We start from the raw sequence: 16,924 nt of genomic DNA on the forward strand, positions 1-16,924 counted from the left end.
GGTGCTGCTCTGCGTCGACGTCGGCAACAGCCAGACGGTGCTCGCCACCTTCGACGGCGCCCGGCGGGTCGGCTCGTGGCGGGTGACCACACACCCGCGGGAGACCGCCGACGAGCTGCGGATGACCTGGCGCGGCCTGCTGCGCGACACCGAGATCACCGGCGTCGCCGCCTGCTCCACGGTGCCCGCGCTGCTGCCGTCGCTGCGCGCGCTGCTGGACTCCCTCGAGGTGCCGGTCGTGCTCATCGGTCCCGGCGTGCGCACCGGCGTCCCGCTGCACGTGGACAACCCGCGCGAGGTCGGCGCCGACCGCGTGGTGACCGCCCTCGCGGCGCACGAGATGTTCGGCCGTTCTCCGGACGGGACGGGCCGGCCGGTGATCGTCGTCGACTTCGGGACCTCGACCAACGTGGACGCGATCGGCCCCGACGGGCAGTTCCTCGGCGGCGCTCTGGCGCCCGGGGTCGAGGTCAGCCTCGACGCGCTGGCCTCGCGGGCCGCGCAGCTGCGGTCGGTGGAGCTGACCGTGCCCCCGCAGGCGATCGGCAAGAACACCGTCGCCGCCCTGCAGTCGGGGCTGGTGCTCGGGTTCGCCGGTCTGGTCGACGGGCTGGTGGCCCGCATCGCCGCGGAGATCGTCGCGCAGTTCGGCGCCGCGCCGGTCGTCGTCGCCACCGGCGGGCTGGCGCCGCTGGTGGCCGACAGCTGCCGTTCGATCGGCGAGCGGGAGCCCGACCTGACGGTGCACGGGCTGCGGTTGGCCTTCGAGCGGCAGCAGGCCGGCCGTTCCCCGGCGGATCGGCGTCCGGCCTCCCCGTAGGCTGTGCGGCGTCATGACCGAAGAACCCCCCGGCGACGACCTCCCCGAGCAGCTGCGCGTCCGCCGCGCCAAGCTCGACCGGCTCCGCGAGACCGGCATCGACCCCTATCCGGTGGGCGTGCCGCGCACGGCCACGCTCGCCGAGGTCCGCGAGAAGCACCCCGACCTCGAGCCCGACACGCTGACCGGCGAGAAGGTCGGCATCACCGGGCGGGTGATCTTCGTCCGCAACACCGGCAAGCTCTGCTTCGCGACGCTGCGCGAGGGCGACGCCGAGCTGCAGGTCATGCTCTCCCTTGACCGCATCGGCGAGGAGCCGCTCGCGGCGTGGAAGTCCGACGTCGACCTCGGTGACCACGTCTTCGTGGAGGGCGAGGTCGGCACCTCCCGCCGCGGCGAGCTGTCGGTGTTCGCCGACGCCTGGCAGCTGACGGCCAAGGCGCTGCGCCCCCTGCCGGTGGCGCACAAGCCGATGAGCGAGGAGCTGCGCGTCCGCCGTCGCTACGTCGACCTCATCGTCCGCGACGAGGCCCGGCGGACCGTGCGCCAGCGGGCCACGGTCATGTCGACGCTGCGGGCCGGGCTGACCGCACGCGGCTTCCTCGAGGTCGAGACGCCGATGCTGCAGACCGTGCACGGCGGCGCGACGGCGCGGCCGTTCCGCACGCACATGAACGCCTTCGACCTCGACCTGTACCTGCGGATCGCGCCCGAGCTGTTCCTCAAGCGGTGCATCGTCGGCGGCCTGGAGCGGGTCTTCGAGATCAACCGGAACTTCCGCAACGAGGGCGCCGACAGCTCGCACTCCCCGGAGTTCGCGATGCTCGAGTGCTACCAGGCCTACGCCGACTACCAGGTGATGGCCACGCTCACCCGCGAGCTGATCCAGGAGGCGTGCACGGCGCTGTTCGGCGACCTCACCGCGCGCCACCACGACGGCACCGAGATCGACCTGTCCGGCATCTGGCCGCAGGTGCCGCTCTACACGGCGGTGTCCGAGGCGGTGGGGGAGGAGATCACCCCCGAGACGCCGGTCGAGCAGCTGCGCGCGATCGCCGAGCGGCACGACGTCGGCATCGACCCGGCCTGGGTTCCCGGGAAGGTCGTCGAGGAGATCTTCGAGGCGCTCGTGCAGCACACGCTGCAGGCGCCGACGTTCGTCATCGACTACCCCGTGGACACCTCGCCGCTCACGCGCGCGCACCGGTCGAAGCCGGGTGTGGCCGAGAAGTGGGACCTCTACATCGGCGGGATCGAGCGGGCCACGGCCTACTCGGAGCTGGTCGACCCGGTCGTGCAGCGGGAGCGGTTCACCGCGCAGGCCGCGCTCGCCGCCGCCGGTGACCCCGAGGCGATGGTGCTCGACGAGGACTTCCTCGAGGCGCTGGAGTACGGCATGCCGCCCACCGGCGGCATGGGCATGGGCATGGACCGCCTGATGATGACGCTCACCGGGCTCGGCATCCGGGAAACAATTCTCTTCCCGTTGGTGCGTCCGCTGTCGAACTGAGCGTTTCCTGCACGTTTCGGAACTCGCCGTTCGCCGCAAAGTGCTACTCGTCTTATGCTCTTAAGTGAGAGATGGGTCCTAGGTCATTGGTCAAATGGTGTGCCTATGTGGTGGAATGCAGGTGCACCCCGACCCGGGTGGAAATGGCCCGCCCGGGCCACCGACGAAATGAGGACCTAAATGGCGCGCAAGGTTCAGGTCATCCTGAGCGACGACCTCGACGAGAACGTCTCCGCGGATGAGACCGTGAGCTTTGCCCTCGACGGCACCAACTACGAGATCGACCTGTCGGACAAGAACGCCAAGGAGCTGCGCGACGTCTTCTCGCGCTACGTCCAGGCGGCCCGCAAGGTCGGCCGGGCCGGCCGTGCGTCCGGCGGTGGTCGTTCGCGCGCCACCGGTGGCCGCATGGACCGCGAGCAGGCCGGGGCCATCCGCGACTGGGCCCGCAAGAACGGTCACCAGGTCAGCGACCGCGGCCGCATCCCGGCCAGTGTCGTGGAGGCATACGAGGCCGCGCACTGACGCAGCAGCACCGACGCCGACGGCCCGGTTCCCTTCGGGGAGCCGGGCCGTCGTGCGTCACCTGGGGGTAGGCGGGGCGGGATGGACGACGTCGGCGTGTCCGCTGACGGCGTAACCAGATCGGAACACCGCTGCGTCACCATCGGTTGGACCGGGCAGCCACCCACCGTCCTGTGACCATGAGCCGACAGGACGGCGTGGTCCGTGACTACAGTGGAATGACCGGTGCGCCAGCGCGCCGACTCCAGTCGGATGTTCCGTCCGGTCAGCCGGGGGAACAAAGCCGGACCAGCCGGTCAGAGGAGAAGCAGCAGATGTTCGAACGGTTCACCGACCGAGCCCGCCGAGTTGTCGTCCTGGCCCAGGAAGAGGCCCGGATGCTCAACCACAACTACATCGGCACCGAGCACATCCTCCTGGGTCTGATCCACGAGGGTGAGGGTGTTGCGGCCAAGGCGCTCGAGTCCCTCGGCATCTCGCTGGAGGGCGTCCGCCAGCAGGTGGAGGAGATCATCGGTCAGGGCCAGCAGGCTCCGTCCGGGCACATCCCCTTCACGCCGCGCGCCAAGAAGGTCCTGGAGCTCTCGCTGCGCGAGGCGCTGCAGCTGGGCCACAACTACATCGGCACCGAGCACATCCTGCTCGGCCTGATCCGCGAGGGCGAGGGCGTGGCCGCCCAGGTCCTCGTGAAGCTCGGCGCCGACCTGAACCGTGTCCGCCAGCAGGTCATCCAGCTGCTCTCGGGCTACCAGGGCAAGGAGCCGGCCGCGGCCGGCGGCCCGGCCGAGGGCACGCCGTCGACCTCGCTGGTCCTCGACCAGTTCGGCCGCAACCTGACCCAGGCCGCGCGCGACTCCAAGCTCGACCCGGTCATCGGGCGGGCCAAGGAGATCGAGCGGGTCATGCAGGTCCTGTCGCGGCGGACCAAGAACAACCCGGTCCTCATCGGCGAGCCCGGCGTCGGCAAGACCGCCGTCGTCGAGGGCCTCGCCCAGGCGATCGTCAAGGGCGAGGTGCCCGAGACGCTGAAGGACAAGCAGCTCTACACGCTCGACCTCGGCGCCCTGGTCGCCGGGTCCCGCTACCGCGGTGACTTCGAGGAGCGGCTGAAGAAGGTCCTCAAGGAGATCCGCACCCGCGGCGACATCATCCTGTTCATCGACGAGATCCACACCCTCGTCGGGGCGGGTGCCGCCGAGGGCGCGATCGACGCCGCCAGCATCCTCAAGCCGATGCTGGCCCGCGGTGAGCTGCAGACCATCGGTGCCACCACGCTCGACGAGTACCGCAAGCACCTGGAGAAGGACGCCGCGCTCGAGCGGCGCTTCCAGCCGATCCAGGTGGGCGAGCCGACGCTCACCCACACGATCGAGATCCTCAAGGGTCTGCGCGACCGCTACGAGGCGCACCACCGGATCAGCATCACCGACGCCGCCCTGGTCGCCGCCGCGACGCTGGCCGACCGGTACATCTCCGACCGCTTCCTGCCCGACAAGGCGATCGACCTGATCGACGAGGCCGGCGCCCGGATGCGGATCAAGCGGATGACCGCCCCGCCGGACCTGCGCGAGTTCGACGACCGGATCGCCGGCATCCGCCGCGAGAAGGAGTCGGCGATCGACGCGCAGGACTTCGAGAAGGCCGCGTCGCTGCGCGACAAGGAGAAGCAGCTCCTGGGCGAGAAGGCCGAGCGCGAGAAGCAGTGGAAGGCCGGCGACATGGACGTCGTCGCCGAGGTCGACGACGAGCAGATCGCCGAGGTGCTGGCCAACTGGACCGGCATCCCCGTCTTCAAGCTCACCGAGGAGGAGACGACCCGTCTGCTCCGCATGGAGGACGAGCTCCACAAGCGGATCATCGGCCAGCACGAGGCCATCAAGAGCGTCAGCCAGGCGATCCGGCGCACGCGTGCGGGCCTCAAGGACCCGCGCCGTCCGGGTGGTTCGTTCATCTTCGCCGGCCCCTCGGGTGTCGGTAAGACCGAGCTGGCGAAGGCGCTCGCGAGCTTCCTGTTCGGCGATGACGACGCGCTCATCCAGATCGACATGGGCGAGTTCCACGACCGGTTCACCGTTTCCCGCCTGGTCGGTGCGCCTCCCGGTTACGTCGGTTACGACGAGGGTGGCCAGCTGACCGAGAAGGTGCGGCGCAAGCCGTTCTCGGTGGTTCTCTTCGACGAGATCGAGAAGGCCCACGCAGATGTGTTCAACACGCTTCTGCAGGTGCTCGAGGATGGTCGGCTCACCGATGGTCAGGGCCGGATCGTGGACTTCAAGAACACGATCCTGATCCTCACGACCAACCTCGGTACGCGGGACATCTCGAAGGCGGTCGGCCTCGGATTCCAGGCCGGGAACGACTCGCAGTCGAACTACGAGCGGATGAAGAACCGCGTCCACGACGAGCTCAAGCAGCACTTCCGGCCTGAGTTCCTCAACCGCATCGACGACATCGTCGTGTTCCACCAGCTGACCGAGGACGAGATCATCCGGATCGTCGACCTCATGCTCGCCCGCGTGGAGGGCCAGCTGTCGAACAAGGACATGTCGCTCGAGGTCACGCCCGCCGCCAAGAAGCTGCTCGCGCACCGCGGCTTCGACCCGGTGCTGGGCGCCCGGCCGCTGCGCCGGACGATCCAGCGCGAGATCGAGGACGCGCTCTCCGAGAAGATCCTCTACGGCGAGCTGTCCGCCGGCCAGATCGTGGTGGTGGACGTCGACGACGCCGAGGGCCCGGAGCAGAAGTTCACGTTCCGTGGCGAGGCGAAGCCGATCGACCTGCCCGACACCCCGCCGGTCGCCCTCTCGGGCGGCGACGAGGAGGGCCCGGCCGCCAAGGCCGCCGAGTAACCCACGCACGACCAGAGGCCGCTCCACCCGCTCGGGTGGGGCGGCCTCTGCCGTGTCCGGGGCTGGCGTCCCGTCGAGTGAGCAGTTGTGGTCGCCGAGGACGGCGTGCCGCCGCGTGTCGGCGACCGCAACTGCTCACTCGCGCACGAGCGGGTCAGCTGTGCGGTAGGCGGAACAGGCCGTCGGGGGTCTGCTCGACCAGGCCGTCGGTCAGCAGCGAGTCCAGGCAGCGCGAGCGCTGGACGGCGTCGTCCCATGCCGCGTCCAGCTCCGCCGCCTCGACCGGCTGCGCGGCCGCCCGCAGGACGTCGAGCAGCCGCCCGCGCACCTGCCGGTCGGTGCCGGCGAACTTCTGCACCCGCCGCGGCGGTCCCTCGTGCGCCGGGTACCCGGCGAGCCGCCAGGCACAGCTGTCGCGCACGGGGCAGACGGCGCAGCGTGGCGTCCCGGCCACGCAGACCAGCGCCCCCAATTCCATGGTCGCCACCGAGAAGCGCACCGCGCGCTCCGGATCGGTGGGCGCGAGGGCGGCGATGTCCTCGAGGTCCGCGGCGCGCGCCGTCCCGGCCTCGGCCTTTGCGTGCACCAGCCGGGCCACCACCCGCCGCACGTTCGTGTCGACCACCGGCTGCGGCCGCCCGTAGCCGAAGCACGCGACCGCGCGAGCGGTGTAGGTGCCGATCCCGGGCAGCGCCTCCAGCGTCGGGACGTCGTCCGGCACCACCCCGCCGTGCCGCTCGACGATCGCCAGCGCGGCCTCGCGCAGCCGCAGCGCCCGCCGCGGGTAGCCGAGCTTGCCCCACGCCCGGATCACCTCGGCCGGGGTCTCGGCGGCCAGCGCGGCCGGCGTCGGCCAGCGCGCCATCCAGTCCCGCCAGACCGGCTCGACCCGGGCGACCGGTGTCTGCTGGAGCATCACCTCCGACACCAGCACCGCCCAGGCGTCGACGTCCGGACGGCGCCACGGCAGGTCCCGCGCCGCCGTCGCGTACCAGTCGACGATCGCCTCACCGGTGTCAGTGGTCGCAGTGCTCACGAGAGACCAGTCTGCCGCCCGCGGGCAGCGGCGTGCCGGAGCGGTGGCGCGTCGAGCGGCGGTTAGCGTCCCGGCCGTGTTGCACCCGGTCGGCCCGCTCCCGGCCTCCGTCTACTGGCGGCGCCGGGTCCTGGTGCTGACCCTGCTGGTGTCGGTGCTCGGCGGTGGGGGATGGGTCGGCTACGCGGTCGCCACCGGCCGGTTCGACGACGGGACGACGACGGTCGCGGCCACGTCGTCGGCGCCGCCGGCCACCCCTGCCCTCGAGCGCGTCGTCCCGTCGCTGGCCGGCGTGCAGCTCCCGACGGGCGCCGCCTCGACGACGGCGAACCCGCCGTCCACCGCGGCCGCGGGTCCGTGCACCGACGACATGATCACCGTCGAGGTCCGCGCGCCCGCCGGCGTCGCGGTGGGGACGCAGGCCACCTTCGTGCTGCTCGTCTCCAACGTCGCGACGGTGCCCTGCATCCGGTCGTTCGACGAGCAGTTGCAGGAGCTGGTGCTGCGAGACCTCGCCGGCAACCGGATCTGGGGCAGCCACGACTGCCGCGCCGACACCAGCGACGTCCGGCGCACGCTCGCGCCGGCTGAGGTGGTCAGCTTCTCGGTCGAGTGGAGCGGCCTGACGAGTGAGCCGACCTGCACCGCACCGCGGATGCCGCCACCGCCCGGCGCCTATCTGCTCCAGGGCCGGCTGGGCACCGAGAACAGCGCCGTCGCCCAGATCTCGATCGCCTAGCTGTAGCGGTCGAGGATCGAGGTCTCGGCCAGCCGGGAGAGCCCTTCGCGGATCCCCCGGGCGCGGGCCTCGCCGACGCCGTCGACGGCCAGCAGGTCCTCGATCGTCGCGGCGAGCAGCTTCTGCAGACCGCCGAAGTGGTCGACCAGGCGGTCGATGATGCCGGCGGGCAGGCGCGGCACCCGGGCCAGCAGCCGGTAGCCGCGCGGGCTGACCGGCGAGTCGAGCGCGTCGGGCGAGGTCGGCAGGCCGTAGCAGCGGGCCACGGCGGACAGGTCGAGCAGCTCGGTGGCCGACAGCGCGCGCAGGTCGGTGAGCACCTGGTCGATCGTGCGAGGACGGCGACCGCCGGCGGGCAGGTAGTCGCGGACCAGCAGCCCGCGGTCCTCCTCGACGCCGGCGAGCATCTCGTCGAGCTGCAGCGCGAGCAGCCGGCCGTCGGTGCCGAGCTCGACGACGAAGCCCTCGATCTCGTCGGCGATCCGCCGCACCATCTCCAGCCGCTGGCTGACGCTCATCGCGTCGCGGACGGTGACGAGGTCCTCGATCTCCAGGGCCGACAGCGTGCTGGCGACCTCGTCGAGCCGCAGCTTGTAGCGCTCGAGCGCGGCCAGGGCCTGGTTGGCGCGGGCCAGGATCGTCGTCGGGTGCTCGAGGGTGTAGCGCCGGCCGGCCACGTAGACGCTGATGATGTGCATCGACTGGCTGACCGAGATCACCGGGAAGCCGGTCTGGATCGCCACCCGCTCGGCGGTGCGGTGCCGGGTGCCGGACTCCTCGGTCGGGATCGTCGGGTCGGGCATGAGGTGCACACCCGCGCGGACGATCCGGGTGCCGTCGTAGGAGACGATGACCGCGCCGTCCATCTTGGCCAGCTCACGCAGCCGGGTGGCCGACAGCGCCACGTCCAGGGCGAAGCCGCCGGTGCACAGCGACTCGACGACCCGGTCGTAGCCCAGCACGATCAGCGCGCCCGTCCGCCCGGCGAGGATGCGCTCGAGACCGTCGCGCAGCGCGGTTCCCGGTGCGATGCGGCCGAGGAGGTCGCGCAGCGCAGCCTCGGGGTCCACAGCGGGGGGCACGAGCGCTCCTGACGGTCGAGAACGGGCGGGGTGAGTCTACGTGCCCATCGTGACGTCGTTCCGGATCGGCATCGTGCGAGCGCGAGACGACCTCAGGCGCGGAACAGCCGGTCGAACGCCGTGCCGAGGTCGGGCACCTCGATCAGCCGCATGCCGGGGGGCGGCGATCCGGCGTCCTCGGGGACCAGCGCGACCTTGTAGCCATGGCGGGACGCCTCGGCCAGCCGCCGGCCGAGCCCTCCGACCCGGCGGATCTCGCCGGACAGACCCACCTCGCCGAGGGCCACCAGCCCGTGGGGCAGCGGCTCGTCCTTGGCCGCCGAGGCGATCGCGATGGCCAGCGCGAGGTCGGCCGCCGGCTCGATGATCCGCACCCCGCCGACCGAGGCGGCGAAGACGTCGGCGTCGGCCAGCTTCACCCCGCCGCGGCGCTCGACGACGGCGTTGACCATGGCCACCCGCTGCGAGTCCAGCCCGCTGACCGCCCGCCGCGGCGACCCGCCGCCGCCGGAGGAGGCGACCAGGGCCTGCACCTCGGCCAGAAGCGGACGGCTGCCCTCGAGCGTCACGGTGACGCAACTGCCGGGGACCGGGGCCGGCCGGCGGGAGACGAACAGCGCGGAGGGGTCGGGCACGCCGACGACGCCGGAGTCGCCGATCTCGAAGCAGCCGATCTCGTCGGCCGGGCCGAAGCGGTTCTTGGCGGCGCGGATCAGCCGCAGCGTGGAGTGCCGCTCGCCGTCGAAGGAGATGACGACGTCGACGAGGTGCTCCAGCGCGCGGGGCCCGGCGATCGCGCCGTCCTTGGTCACGTGGCCGACGAGGATCGTGGTCATGCCGCGGGACTTGGCGACCCCGGTGAGCGCGCTGGCGACCGCGCGCACCTGGGTGGCGCCGCCGTCGGTGCCGTCGACCGCGGGGGAGCGGACGGTCTGCACGCTGTCGAGCACCAGCAGCGTCGGCGCAACCGCCTCGACGTGCGCGAGGACGGCGGACAGCTCGGTCTCGGCCGCCAGGTACAACCGCTCGTGCAGCGCCCCGATGCGCTCGGCCCGCAGCCGGACCTGGGCGGCGGACTCCTCGCCGGAGACCACGAGCGTCGGGCCGTTCGCCTCGGCCACCTTGTGGGCGACCTCGAGCAGCAGCGTCGACTTGCCCACGCCCGGCTCGCCCGCGACCAGCAGCACGGCGCCGGGCACCAGGCCGCCGCCCAGCACCCGGTCGAACTCGGGGATGCCTGTGGGCACGGCCTGCGCCTCGGCCAGGTCCACCTGCGCGATCGGCCGGGCCGGAGCGGTCACCGGGCCGGCCGCGACCGCGCGCAGCGGTGACGCCGGCGCCCCGACCTCCTGCAGCGTCCCCCACGCCTGGCACTCGGGGCAGCGACCGACCCACTTGGCCGAGCCGTAGCCGCACTCGGTGCAGCGGTGGGCGGGACGGGACTTCACTCCGGCGGGTGGCACTCCCGGACGGTAACGCCGGGAACCGACAGTTCCGGGGAAGCGGTCAGGGGCGGCAGAGCGTCAGCCGTTGCCGCCGCCGGCCTCGGTGCCCGGGGTGTCGCCCTCGGAGGACTCGTGGAAGTTGAAGGTGCTGGTCTGCGGCACGTTCGACGCCGGGACCGCCACCGGGACGGCGATCGTGACGTCACCGGCCTTCTCGAAGGTGAACGTCAGGTCCATGGTCTGGGCCGGGGCGAGCTCCTGGCCGAGGGAGACCAGGGTCACCGTCGGGGCGTTCTCGCCGAGGTAGACCCCCGAGCCGGCCGGGATCGTGATGTCCAGGGCCCGGGCGCCGCCGCTGGTGGTCGCCTGCGCCGGGGCGGACGTGGTGGTGGCGGCCGCGGACCCGGACGGCGAGGCGGAGACGGTGCCGGACGCCGAGCCGGTCACCCGCACCTCGGAGAAGCCGGTGCCCTTGATGCCGACCAGCGCGTCGTCCTCGGTCCCCGAGTTGACGATCGACATCTGCAGCTCGGCGTCCTCACCCGGGGCGTAGCTGCCGTCGGTGGGGTAGGCCAGCTGCACCCCGCGCAGCGTCAGGTCGCCGACCTCGACCGACGGCCCCACCTTGTCGCGCTGCTGGGAGGACGTCTGGTTGACCTGCCCGGCGCTGCACGCCGTGATCACCAGCGGCGAGAACAGCAGGACACCCACCGTGGCGGCGCGCAGTGCGCGGTTCACAGCCGTCGACCTCCCAGGCACGTGCCGGCCACCGGACGCCCGGTGGCTCGACGGGATGGCTTCCCCAAGACGGGGCGAGCCTAACGGTCGGCCCGGGCGCTTCATCCGGAGGGAAGGGTGCCGCGCCGTGCGATCTCCGGTCCGGCCGGTTTCCCGCCGATGGATAGCAGAGCGGGGAGACCGGGAGGAGGTGGACGGCGTGCGGACGGGACTGCCCTTCGACGACGTGCTCGCGGCGGCCCAGGCGGGCGCGGCGTGGGCGTTCGAGCGGCTCTACCGCGAGCTGGCGCCCGCGGTGACCGGCTACCTGCGCCTGCACGGCGCCGTCGAGCCCGACGACCTGGCCAGCGAGACCTTCCTCGGCGTCTTCACCGGGCTGGCGACGTTCAGCGGCGACGAGGCCGGCCTGCGTGCCTGGGTGTTCACCATCGCCCACCGCCGGTTGATGGACGACTGGCGGCGGCGCAGCCGGCGTCCGCAGCTCGCCGACGAACCGGGGGACCTGACGGCGCACCTCGGTGGCGACGTCGAGGACGACGTCCTGACCCGCCTCGGCGCCGAGACCGTGCACCGGCTGTGCGGCGAGCTGCCCACCGACCAGCGCTCCGTGCTGCTGCTGCGCATCCTCGCCGACCTCACGGTGGAGCAGGTGGCCGACGTGCTGGACAAGAGCGTCCCGTCGGTCAAGGCCCTGCAGCGCCGCGGCCTGCGCGCGCTGCGGGACCGGCTGGAGCGCGAGAACTCCACCGAACGAGTGGGTGCGCCACGCGCACCCTTCCGGACCGATCCGGCGATGACGAGGGCGAGATGACCACAGCAGCCGACGACGCGACGGTCGAGGAGGCCTTCGAGGCCTTCCTCGCGCGCCGACCCGTCCCCGGGCAGGGGGCCTCCGTGGCCGCCTTCGCCGAGGCGGTCCGCTCGTCCGCGTCCGCTCCCGGGCGGCCGAACGCGGCGCTCGCCGACCTGCTGGCGAACGGTCTGCTCACCGACCAGCCGATCCGGTCCGCCCGGACGGCTCCTCGCAGACGGAGACGCGCCGCCATGTTCTTCCCCGCCCTGCTGGCCAAGATCGTGTCCGCGGGCGCCGTCGCCCAGGCGGCCACCGGCGCCGGCATCGTGTTCGTGGCCTTCACCGGCGCCGGGGTGGCCGGCGCGCTGCCGGACTCCCTGCAGCACGGCTTCGCGACCGTCGCCTCCACGGTGGGCATCCAGGTCGAGGACCCGCAGCAGACCGACGACGTGGCGCCGGTTCCCCCGGCGACGTCCGCCCCGACCGGCACCGAGGTGGACGGGTCGGGGACGACGACGGACGCCGGTGACGACACCGCGGCGCCCGCGACCGACGACGGGTACACGCTCGAGGACTGGGAGAAGGGCCCGGCCGAGGGGCAGCCGTTCGGCGACTGGGTGAGCGAGGGCGCTCGTCACGGCTACGCCGACGGCGCCGTCATCAGCCGCGAGGCCCACGAGAAGGGCATCGTGCTGCCGGACGACACGGCCGCGACCACCGAGGGCTCCGGTGACGACGCCGAGCAGACCTCCGCACCGACGGCCGGCAACCAGCGGAGCGGCCACGGGAACAGCGGGAGCGCCCACGGCTCCGGTGGCTCGGGCAGCGGCCGCTCCGGCGGCCACGGTCCCGGCCACGGGGACGACTGACCCCTACGCGACCGCCGCGCCCCCGGCGAGCAGCAGGACCACGTCCAGCACGGTCAGCAGCATCACGGCCGGGAAGGCCAGCCCTCGCCAGCGCGGCGTGCCGGCGAGGGCGGCCACGGCGACGGCGGGCACCGCCACCAGCAGGCCGACCCAGGCCGCAACCGTCGGTGGTCCGGGCGGACCGAACACCAGCAGCAGGGACGCCGCCCCGAGCAGCGCCGCGCCGATCACCGCGGAGACGACCGGGCCCAGCCGGTGCGGCAGCCCCCGGACGCCCGTCGCCAGGTCGTCCTCGAGGTCGGGGGCGACGTTGGCCAGGTGGGCCGCCCCGCCCAGCGCGGCGCCCGCGCCGATCAGCCACCACGGCGCGATGGGGGTGCCGGGCGCGGCCGCCACCACGCCGGCCGGCAGGGCCCCGAACCCCACCAGGTAGGGCAGACCCGACAGCACCGTCCGTTTCAGTCCGGCGTTGTAGGCCCACCCGCTGGCGACGAGGAGGAGCAGCAGGAGTCCGGGCACGAGCCCGAGGAGCAGCGACAGGACGACGGCCAGCGCGACCGCGGCGAGCGCCAGAGCGCGCAGCAGCGTGGGGCTCACCGCGCCCTGGACGACCGGTTTGTCGGCCCGCGCGACCACCCGGTCGCGGTCGGCGTCGAGCCAGTCGTTGCTCCAGCCGATCGAGGCCTGACCAGCGAGGACGGCGACGCAGAGGAGGGTCGTGCGGGCCCCTCCGACCCCCGCCGCGACCCCCAGCAGGGTGGCCACGAGGGTGACCGCGACGGTCGGGCCGAGGTGCGTGGCCAGCACCAGGCCGCGGACCAGGCCCCCGGCCCGCGGTCGCCCGACAGGCACATCGGCCACGCTGTGTCAACCCCTCCGCCCTAGTTCATCTGCCTTCTGACCTGCGAATTTACGGCTCGACTCCGGTCCGCTCGTGAATCTTCCGTGGTAAAGTGGATGCAGCGAAAGGGGTCACACACACATGGGCTTCACTGTCGGCGAGACCGTCGTCTACCCGCACCACGGTGCGGCGCTCATCGAGGCGATCGAGAAGCGTGTCATCAAGGGTGAAGAGAAGGCCTACCTCGTGCTCAAGGTCGCTCAGGGCGACCTGACGGTGCGTGTGCCGGCCGACAACGCGGAGATCGTCGGCGTGCGTGACGTCGTCGGTCAGGAGGGCCTGAACCGGGTGTTCGAGGTGCTGCGTGCCCCGCACACCGAGGAGCCGACCAACTGGTCGCGCCGGTACAAGGCCAACCTGGAGAAGCTCGCCTCCGGCGACGTGAACAAGGTCGCCGAGGTCGTGCGTGACCTGTGGCGCCGGGACAAGGACCGCGGCCTGTCCGCCGGCGAGAAGCGCATGCTCTCCAAGGCCCGCCAGATCCTGGTCAGCGAGCTCGCGCTCGCCGAGGGCACCAACGAGGACAAGGCCGAGGTCCTCCTCGACGAGGTCCTCGCCAGCTGAGCTCGCGCGTCGAGCTCACCCAGTAGTTCCCAGACCGCTCCCGTGCACGCTGTCGGCATCGTCGCAGCGGCCGGGAGCGGTCTGCGTCTCGGGAGCGGTCGCCCGAAGGCACTCGTCCCGCTCGGTGGTCGCCCGCTCGTGGCCTGGGCCGTGGCCACGCTGCTCGACGGTGGCGTCGACGAGGTGGTCGTGGCCGCTCCCGCCGCCGATCACGAGGAGTTCGCGCGGGCCCTGCCGGCCGGCATCCGGCTGGTGGTCGGCGGCGCGACCCGCACAGACTCGGTCAGGGCCGCGCTGGGCGCCGTTCCCGGCGATGCGGGAGCAGTCCTGGTGCACGACGCCGCCCGGCCGCTGACCCCGCCCGACGTCGTCGGCCGTGTGCTCGCCGCCCTGGCCGCCGGTGCGCCCGCCGTCGTCCCGGTGCTGCCGGTGGTCGACACCACCGTGGTGGTGGACGACGACGGCGTGGTCACCGACGCCGTCCCCCGGGCCCCGCTGCGCCGCGTGCAGACCCCGCAGGGGTTCTCCCGCGTCGTGCTCGCCGAGGCCTACGACGACCTGCCCGAGGGTGTGGAGCTGACCGACGACGCCGCCGTGGTCCGCGCGCTGGGCGTCCCGGTGCGCACCGTGGCCGGCGACGAGCGGGCCACGAAGATCACCGTCGCGCACGACCTCGCCCTGGCCGAGCTGCAGGTGGCCCGGTGACCGAGCTGCCCCGGGTCGGCCTCGGCACCGACGTGCACCCGATCGAGCCCGGCCGCCCGTGCCGGCTGGCCGGGCTCGACTGGCCCGGCGTGGACGGCTGCGCGGGTCACTCCGACGGCGACGTCGTCGCACATGCGCTGACCGACGCCGTCCTGTCCGCCGCCGGGCTCGGTGACATCGGCGGGCTGCTCGGCACCGACGACCCGCGCTGGGCGGGCGCGAGCGGCGTCGCCGTCCTGGAGCACGTCCGCGAGACCCTTGCCGCCGCCGGGTGGCAGGTCGGCAACGCGACGGTGCAGCTGATCGCGCCCTCCCCGAAGATCGGGCCGCGGCGGGCCGAGGCGGAGGCCGGGCTCTCGGCGGCCCTGGGGGCACCGGTGAGCGTGAGCGCGACGACCACCGACGGGCTCGGCCTCACCGGGCGCGGCGAGGGGCGCGCGGCGATCGCGACCGCGCTGGTGGTCCGGGCGGAGGTCAGGCCGGCGTCAGCGTGACCTGCCGGCTGGTCGTGCCGTCGGGCTCGGTCTGGCAGCCGCCGGTCGTCGCCTGCGTCGTCCAGTTCAGGGTCTCGGTGCCGGTGAACGACGGGCGTTCCCCACCGGAGGTCTCCCCGGCGGTGAACGTGCCGGTGAACTGCACACCGGCGGTGAACGTCGATCCCGGCACGAGCTCGCCGGTGTCCTGGTTGATGCAGTTGTAGTCGATGGTCCGCGTGCCGGTGGCCTGCAGCGTCGTCCCGTCGTAGGTGAGGGTCCCGGACCCGTCGGGCAGCGTGAACGAGCCCGAGCAGGGCGCCTCGGCGCAGTCCAGGCTGATCGTCCAGGTCGCCGATTCGGTCGTGCCCTCGTTCTCCCAGCTCGGGTGGCCGCTGACGACGGTCGCGCTCGCGGCGTACGAGCCGGCCGGCAGCGCCGGCTCCTCGGCCGCCGGGCTGGCCGATTCGGAACCGGCACCGGAGGGCGTCGATCCGCCGGCCGCGGTGGTCCCGCCGGGGGGCCGGTCGTTCCCCGTGGTCACCAGGATGATCACCACCACGATGACCGCGACGGCCGCGGCGACCCCGCCTCCGGCCAGCCACAGCAGCCGGCGCGACTGCCGCGCGCCGGTCTGCACCGGCGGTGGCACGGGGAGGAACGGTCCGGCAGGGGGCGGGGCGTACACCGGCGGCGGGGGAGGCGCGGCGGCGATCGGCGGCGCGGCCGCCGGGGCCGGCACCGGGTTCTGGACGGCGACGGTCGGGAACGCGGTCGGCGGGGCAGCGACCGGCGGGGCAGCGACCGGGGGCGGCGCTGCCGGCGGCGCGACGGCGGCGGAGGCGAGCTTCGCCTGGCCCAGGACGCCCTCGACCGCCACGGTCGCGGGAGCGGCGGGGGCGGCCGTGCCGGCGACGGAGGAGGCGACGACGACCGGTGCCGCCGCAGCGCTCCCGCCACCGGCCACCGCCGCGGCCACGCCACCGGCGGCGGTCGCGGCGAGGCCGGACAGCGACGTCCGGGTGAACCAGTCCGCGCCGTACTGGCGGGCGGCGGCCGGTTCGAGCTCGGCCAGGAACGCCCCGGCGTCCGGGGGGCGCAGCGCGGGGTTCTTCGACAATGCGCGGTCGAGCAGGCCGGCCAGCTCCGGTCCGTGGCCCTCCAGCAGCGGCGGGGGCTGCTCCACGTGCGCGCGGGCGACGACGGCGGGGTCGACGCCGGGGAACGGCGGGCGCCCGGCGAGCAGGGTCCACAGGACGGCGGCCGACGAGTAGACGTCGGAGGCCGGCGTCCGCTGCCACCCGGTGATCGCCTCGGGGCTGGCGAACGCCGGCGTCCCCCCGGTTCCCGCGGTCCCGGCGGGGATGGCCAGACCGAAGTCGAGCAGCTTGGAGGTGCCGTCGGACGAGAGCATCAGGTTGTCCAGGCTGATGTCGCCGTGCACGATCCCGTGCCGGTGCGCGAACGCCAGCCCGGTGAGCGCGCCGTGCAGCACGGCCAGCGCGTCCTCGGGGCCGAGGCGGCCGTGCGTGGCCAGCACGCGGGACAGCTCCGCGCCGTCGACGTAGTCGCACACCAGCCACGCGCGGTCGGGCTCCTCGACGAACTCGTGGACGCCGACGATGTTGGGGTGCGAGAGCCCGGCGAGCAGGTGCGCCTCCCGGCGCAGCCGCTCGAGCGCGACCGGATCGGTGCGCAGCGGTCCGGAGAGCTCCTTGACCGCCACGAGCCGGCCGGTGCCGGGCGACTGCGCCCGGTAGACCGTTCCGGTCGCGCCCTGGCCGAGCCGGTCGAGAACTGCATAGGGGCCGAAGCTGGTCATCGCGGGCCTCCCCGTTGGAGGCCCCACAGCGGGTGCCTGTCGTCTGTGGGGTT

At 73.4% G+C, this 16,924-nt stretch carries 16 protein-coding genes; 10 read left to right on the forward strand and 6 right to left on the reverse strand.

The window, feature by feature from the left end:
- Position 1: 1 nt before the first annotated feature.
- From GGQ55_RS11935 to GGQ55_RS11950, 4 genes are all read left to right on the forward strand, one after another.
- Entirely contained in the window at positions 2-820 is an 819-nt protein-coding gene (locus GGQ55_RS11935; RefSeq protein WP_179716953.1) for a type III pantothenate kinase, read from the forward strand.
- 13 nt (positions 821-833) lie between these two features.
- Positions 834-2,330: a lysine--tRNA ligase gene (gene lysS / locus GGQ55_RS11940; RefSeq protein ID WP_179716955.1), complete on the forward strand. Its 1,497-nt coding sequence runs from the start codon at positions 834-836 to the stop codon at positions 2,328-2,330.
- A gap of 180 nt (positions 2,331-2,510) precedes the next feature.
- Entirely contained in the window at positions 2,511-2,855 is a 345-nt protein-coding gene (locus GGQ55_RS11945; RefSeq protein ID WP_179716957.1) for a histone-like nucleoid-structuring protein Lsr2, read from the forward strand.
- 314 nt (positions 2,856-3,169) lie between these two features.
- Complete coding sequence (locus GGQ55_RS11950) at positions 3,170-5,704, forward strand: ATP-dependent Clp protease ATP-binding subunit (protein WP_179716959.1); 2,535 nt, start codon at positions 3,170-3,172, stop codon at positions 5,702-5,704.
- Between the two features lie 154 nt (positions 5,705-5,858).
- Here GGQ55_RS11950 and GGQ55_RS11955 read toward each other — a convergent pair whose 3' ends face one another.
- Positions 5,859-6,740, reverse strand: coding sequence for an HhH-GPD family protein (locus GGQ55_RS11955; RefSeq protein ID WP_179716961.1), 882 nt, complete (start codon positions 6,738-6,740; stop codon positions 5,859-5,861).
- 76 nt (positions 6,741-6,816) lie between these two features.
- Here GGQ55_RS11955 and GGQ55_RS11960 point away from each other — a divergent pair, with 76 nt between their 5' ends.
- Positions 6,817-7,479: a MucR family transcriptional regulator gene (locus GGQ55_RS11960; protein WP_179716963.1), complete on the forward strand. Its 663-nt coding sequence runs from the start codon at positions 6,817-6,819 to the stop codon at positions 7,477-7,479.
- On the opposite strand, the gene disA is transcribed toward GGQ55_RS11960, so the two are convergent.
- From disA to GGQ55_RS11975, 3 genes are all read right to left on the reverse strand, one after another.
- Entirely contained in the window at positions 7,476-8,561 is a 1,086-nt protein-coding gene (gene disA / locus GGQ55_RS11965; RefSeq protein ID WP_179716965.1) for a DNA integrity scanning diadenylate cyclase DisA, read from the reverse strand. The genes GGQ55_RS11960 and disA overlap by 4 nt on opposite strands.
- A 92-nt stretch (positions 8,562-8,653) precedes the next feature.
- Positions 8,654-10,024: a DNA repair protein RadA gene (gene radA, locus GGQ55_RS11970; RefSeq protein ID WP_179716967.1), complete on the reverse strand. Its 1,371-nt coding sequence runs from the start codon at positions 10,022-10,024 to the stop codon at positions 8,654-8,656.
- Between the two features lie 60 nt (positions 10,025-10,084).
- Positions 10,085-10,744 carry a copper chaperone PCu(A)C domain-containing protein gene (locus GGQ55_RS11975; RefSeq protein WP_179716969.1) on the reverse strand — a complete coding sequence of 220 codons (660 nt, stop codon included), beginning with the start codon at positions 10,742-10,744 and terminating at the stop codon, positions 10,085-10,087.
- A gap of 199 nt (positions 10,745-10,943) precedes the next feature.
- Between GGQ55_RS11975 and GGQ55_RS11980 the strand changes: the two genes are divergently transcribed.
- On the forward strand, positions 10,944-11,555 hold the full coding sequence (locus tag GGQ55_RS11980; RefSeq protein ID WP_179716970.1) for an RNA polymerase sigma factor: 612 nt from the start codon (positions 10,944-10,946) through the stop codon (positions 11,553-11,555).
- Positions 11,552-12,406, forward strand: coding sequence for a hypothetical protein (locus GGQ55_RS11985; protein ID WP_179716972.1), 855 nt, complete (start codon positions 11,552-11,554; stop codon positions 12,404-12,406). The genes GGQ55_RS11980 and GGQ55_RS11985 overlap by 4 nt, the downstream gene beginning before the upstream one ends.
- Positions 12,407-12,409: 3 nt before the next feature.
- Here GGQ55_RS11985 and GGQ55_RS11990 read toward each other — a convergent pair whose 3' ends face one another.
- Complete coding sequence (locus tag GGQ55_RS11990; protein ID WP_366489140.1) at positions 12,410-13,267, reverse strand: UbiA family prenyltransferase; 858 nt, start codon at positions 13,265-13,267, stop codon at positions 12,410-12,412.
- 121 nt (positions 13,268-13,388) lie between these two features.
- Here GGQ55_RS11990 and GGQ55_RS11995 point away from each other — a divergent pair, with 121 nt between their 5' ends.
- Genes GGQ55_RS11995 through ispF form a run of 3 tightly spaced genes read left to right on the forward strand, consistent with a single transcriptional unit; the run spans position 13,389 to position 15,070 of the window.
- Entirely contained in the window at positions 13,389-13,871 is a 483-nt protein-coding gene (locus GGQ55_RS11995; RefSeq protein ID WP_097206868.1) for a CarD family transcriptional regulator, read from the forward strand.
- A 42-nt stretch (positions 13,872-13,913) separates the two neighbouring features.
- Positions 13,914-14,576, forward strand: a complete 663-nt coding sequence (gene ispD, locus GGQ55_RS12000) for a 2-C-methyl-D-erythritol 4-phosphate cytidylyltransferase (RefSeq protein WP_179716974.1) — start codon at positions 13,914-13,916, stop codon at positions 14,574-14,576.
- On the forward strand, positions 14,573-15,070 hold the full coding sequence (gene ispF / locus GGQ55_RS12005) for a 2-C-methyl-D-erythritol 2,4-cyclodiphosphate synthase (protein ID WP_179716976.1): 498 nt from the start codon (positions 14,573-14,575) through the stop codon (positions 15,068-15,070). The genes ispD and ispF overlap by 4 nt, the downstream gene beginning before the upstream one ends.
- On the opposite strand, the gene GGQ55_RS12010 is transcribed toward ispF, so the two are convergent.
- Positions 15,051-16,871, reverse strand: coding sequence for a serine/threonine-protein kinase (locus GGQ55_RS12010; protein WP_179716978.1), 1,821 nt, complete (start codon positions 16,869-16,871; stop codon positions 15,051-15,053). The two genes, ispF and GGQ55_RS12010, sit on opposite strands and share 20 nt — an antisense overlap.
- Between the last annotated feature and the right edge of the window lie 53 nt (positions 16,872-16,924).

Source organism: Petropleomorpha daqingensis (genome assembly GCF_013408985.1).
Lineage (GTDB): Bacteria > Actinomycetota > Actinomycetes > Mycobacteriales > Geodermatophilaceae > Petropleomorpha > Petropleomorpha daqingensis.

Coding starts and splice junctions, on each gene's coding strand:
- lysS (WP_179716955.1), top strand. CDS start 834: ATGACCGAAGAACCCCCCGGCGACGACCTCCCCGAGCAGCTGCGCGTC.
- GGQ55_RS11995 (WP_097206868.1), top strand. CDS start 13,389: ATGGGCTTCACTGTCGGCGAGACCGTCGTCTACCCGCACCACGGTGCG.
- GGQ55_RS12010 (WP_179716978.1), bottom strand. CDS start 16,871: ATGACCAGCTTCGGCCCCTATGCAGTTCTCGACCGGCTCGGCCAGGGC.
- GGQ55_RS11950 (WP_179716959.1), top strand. CDS start 3,170: ATGTTCGAACGGTTCACCGACCGAGCCCGCCGAGTTGTCGTCCTGGCC.
- GGQ55_RS11945 (WP_179716957.1), top strand. CDS start 2,511: ATGGCGCGCAAGGTTCAGGTCATCCTGAGCGACGACCTCGACGAGAAC.
- GGQ55_RS11985 (WP_179716972.1), top strand. CDS start 11,552: ATGACCACAGCAGCCGACGACGCGACGGTCGAGGAGGCCTTCGAGGCC.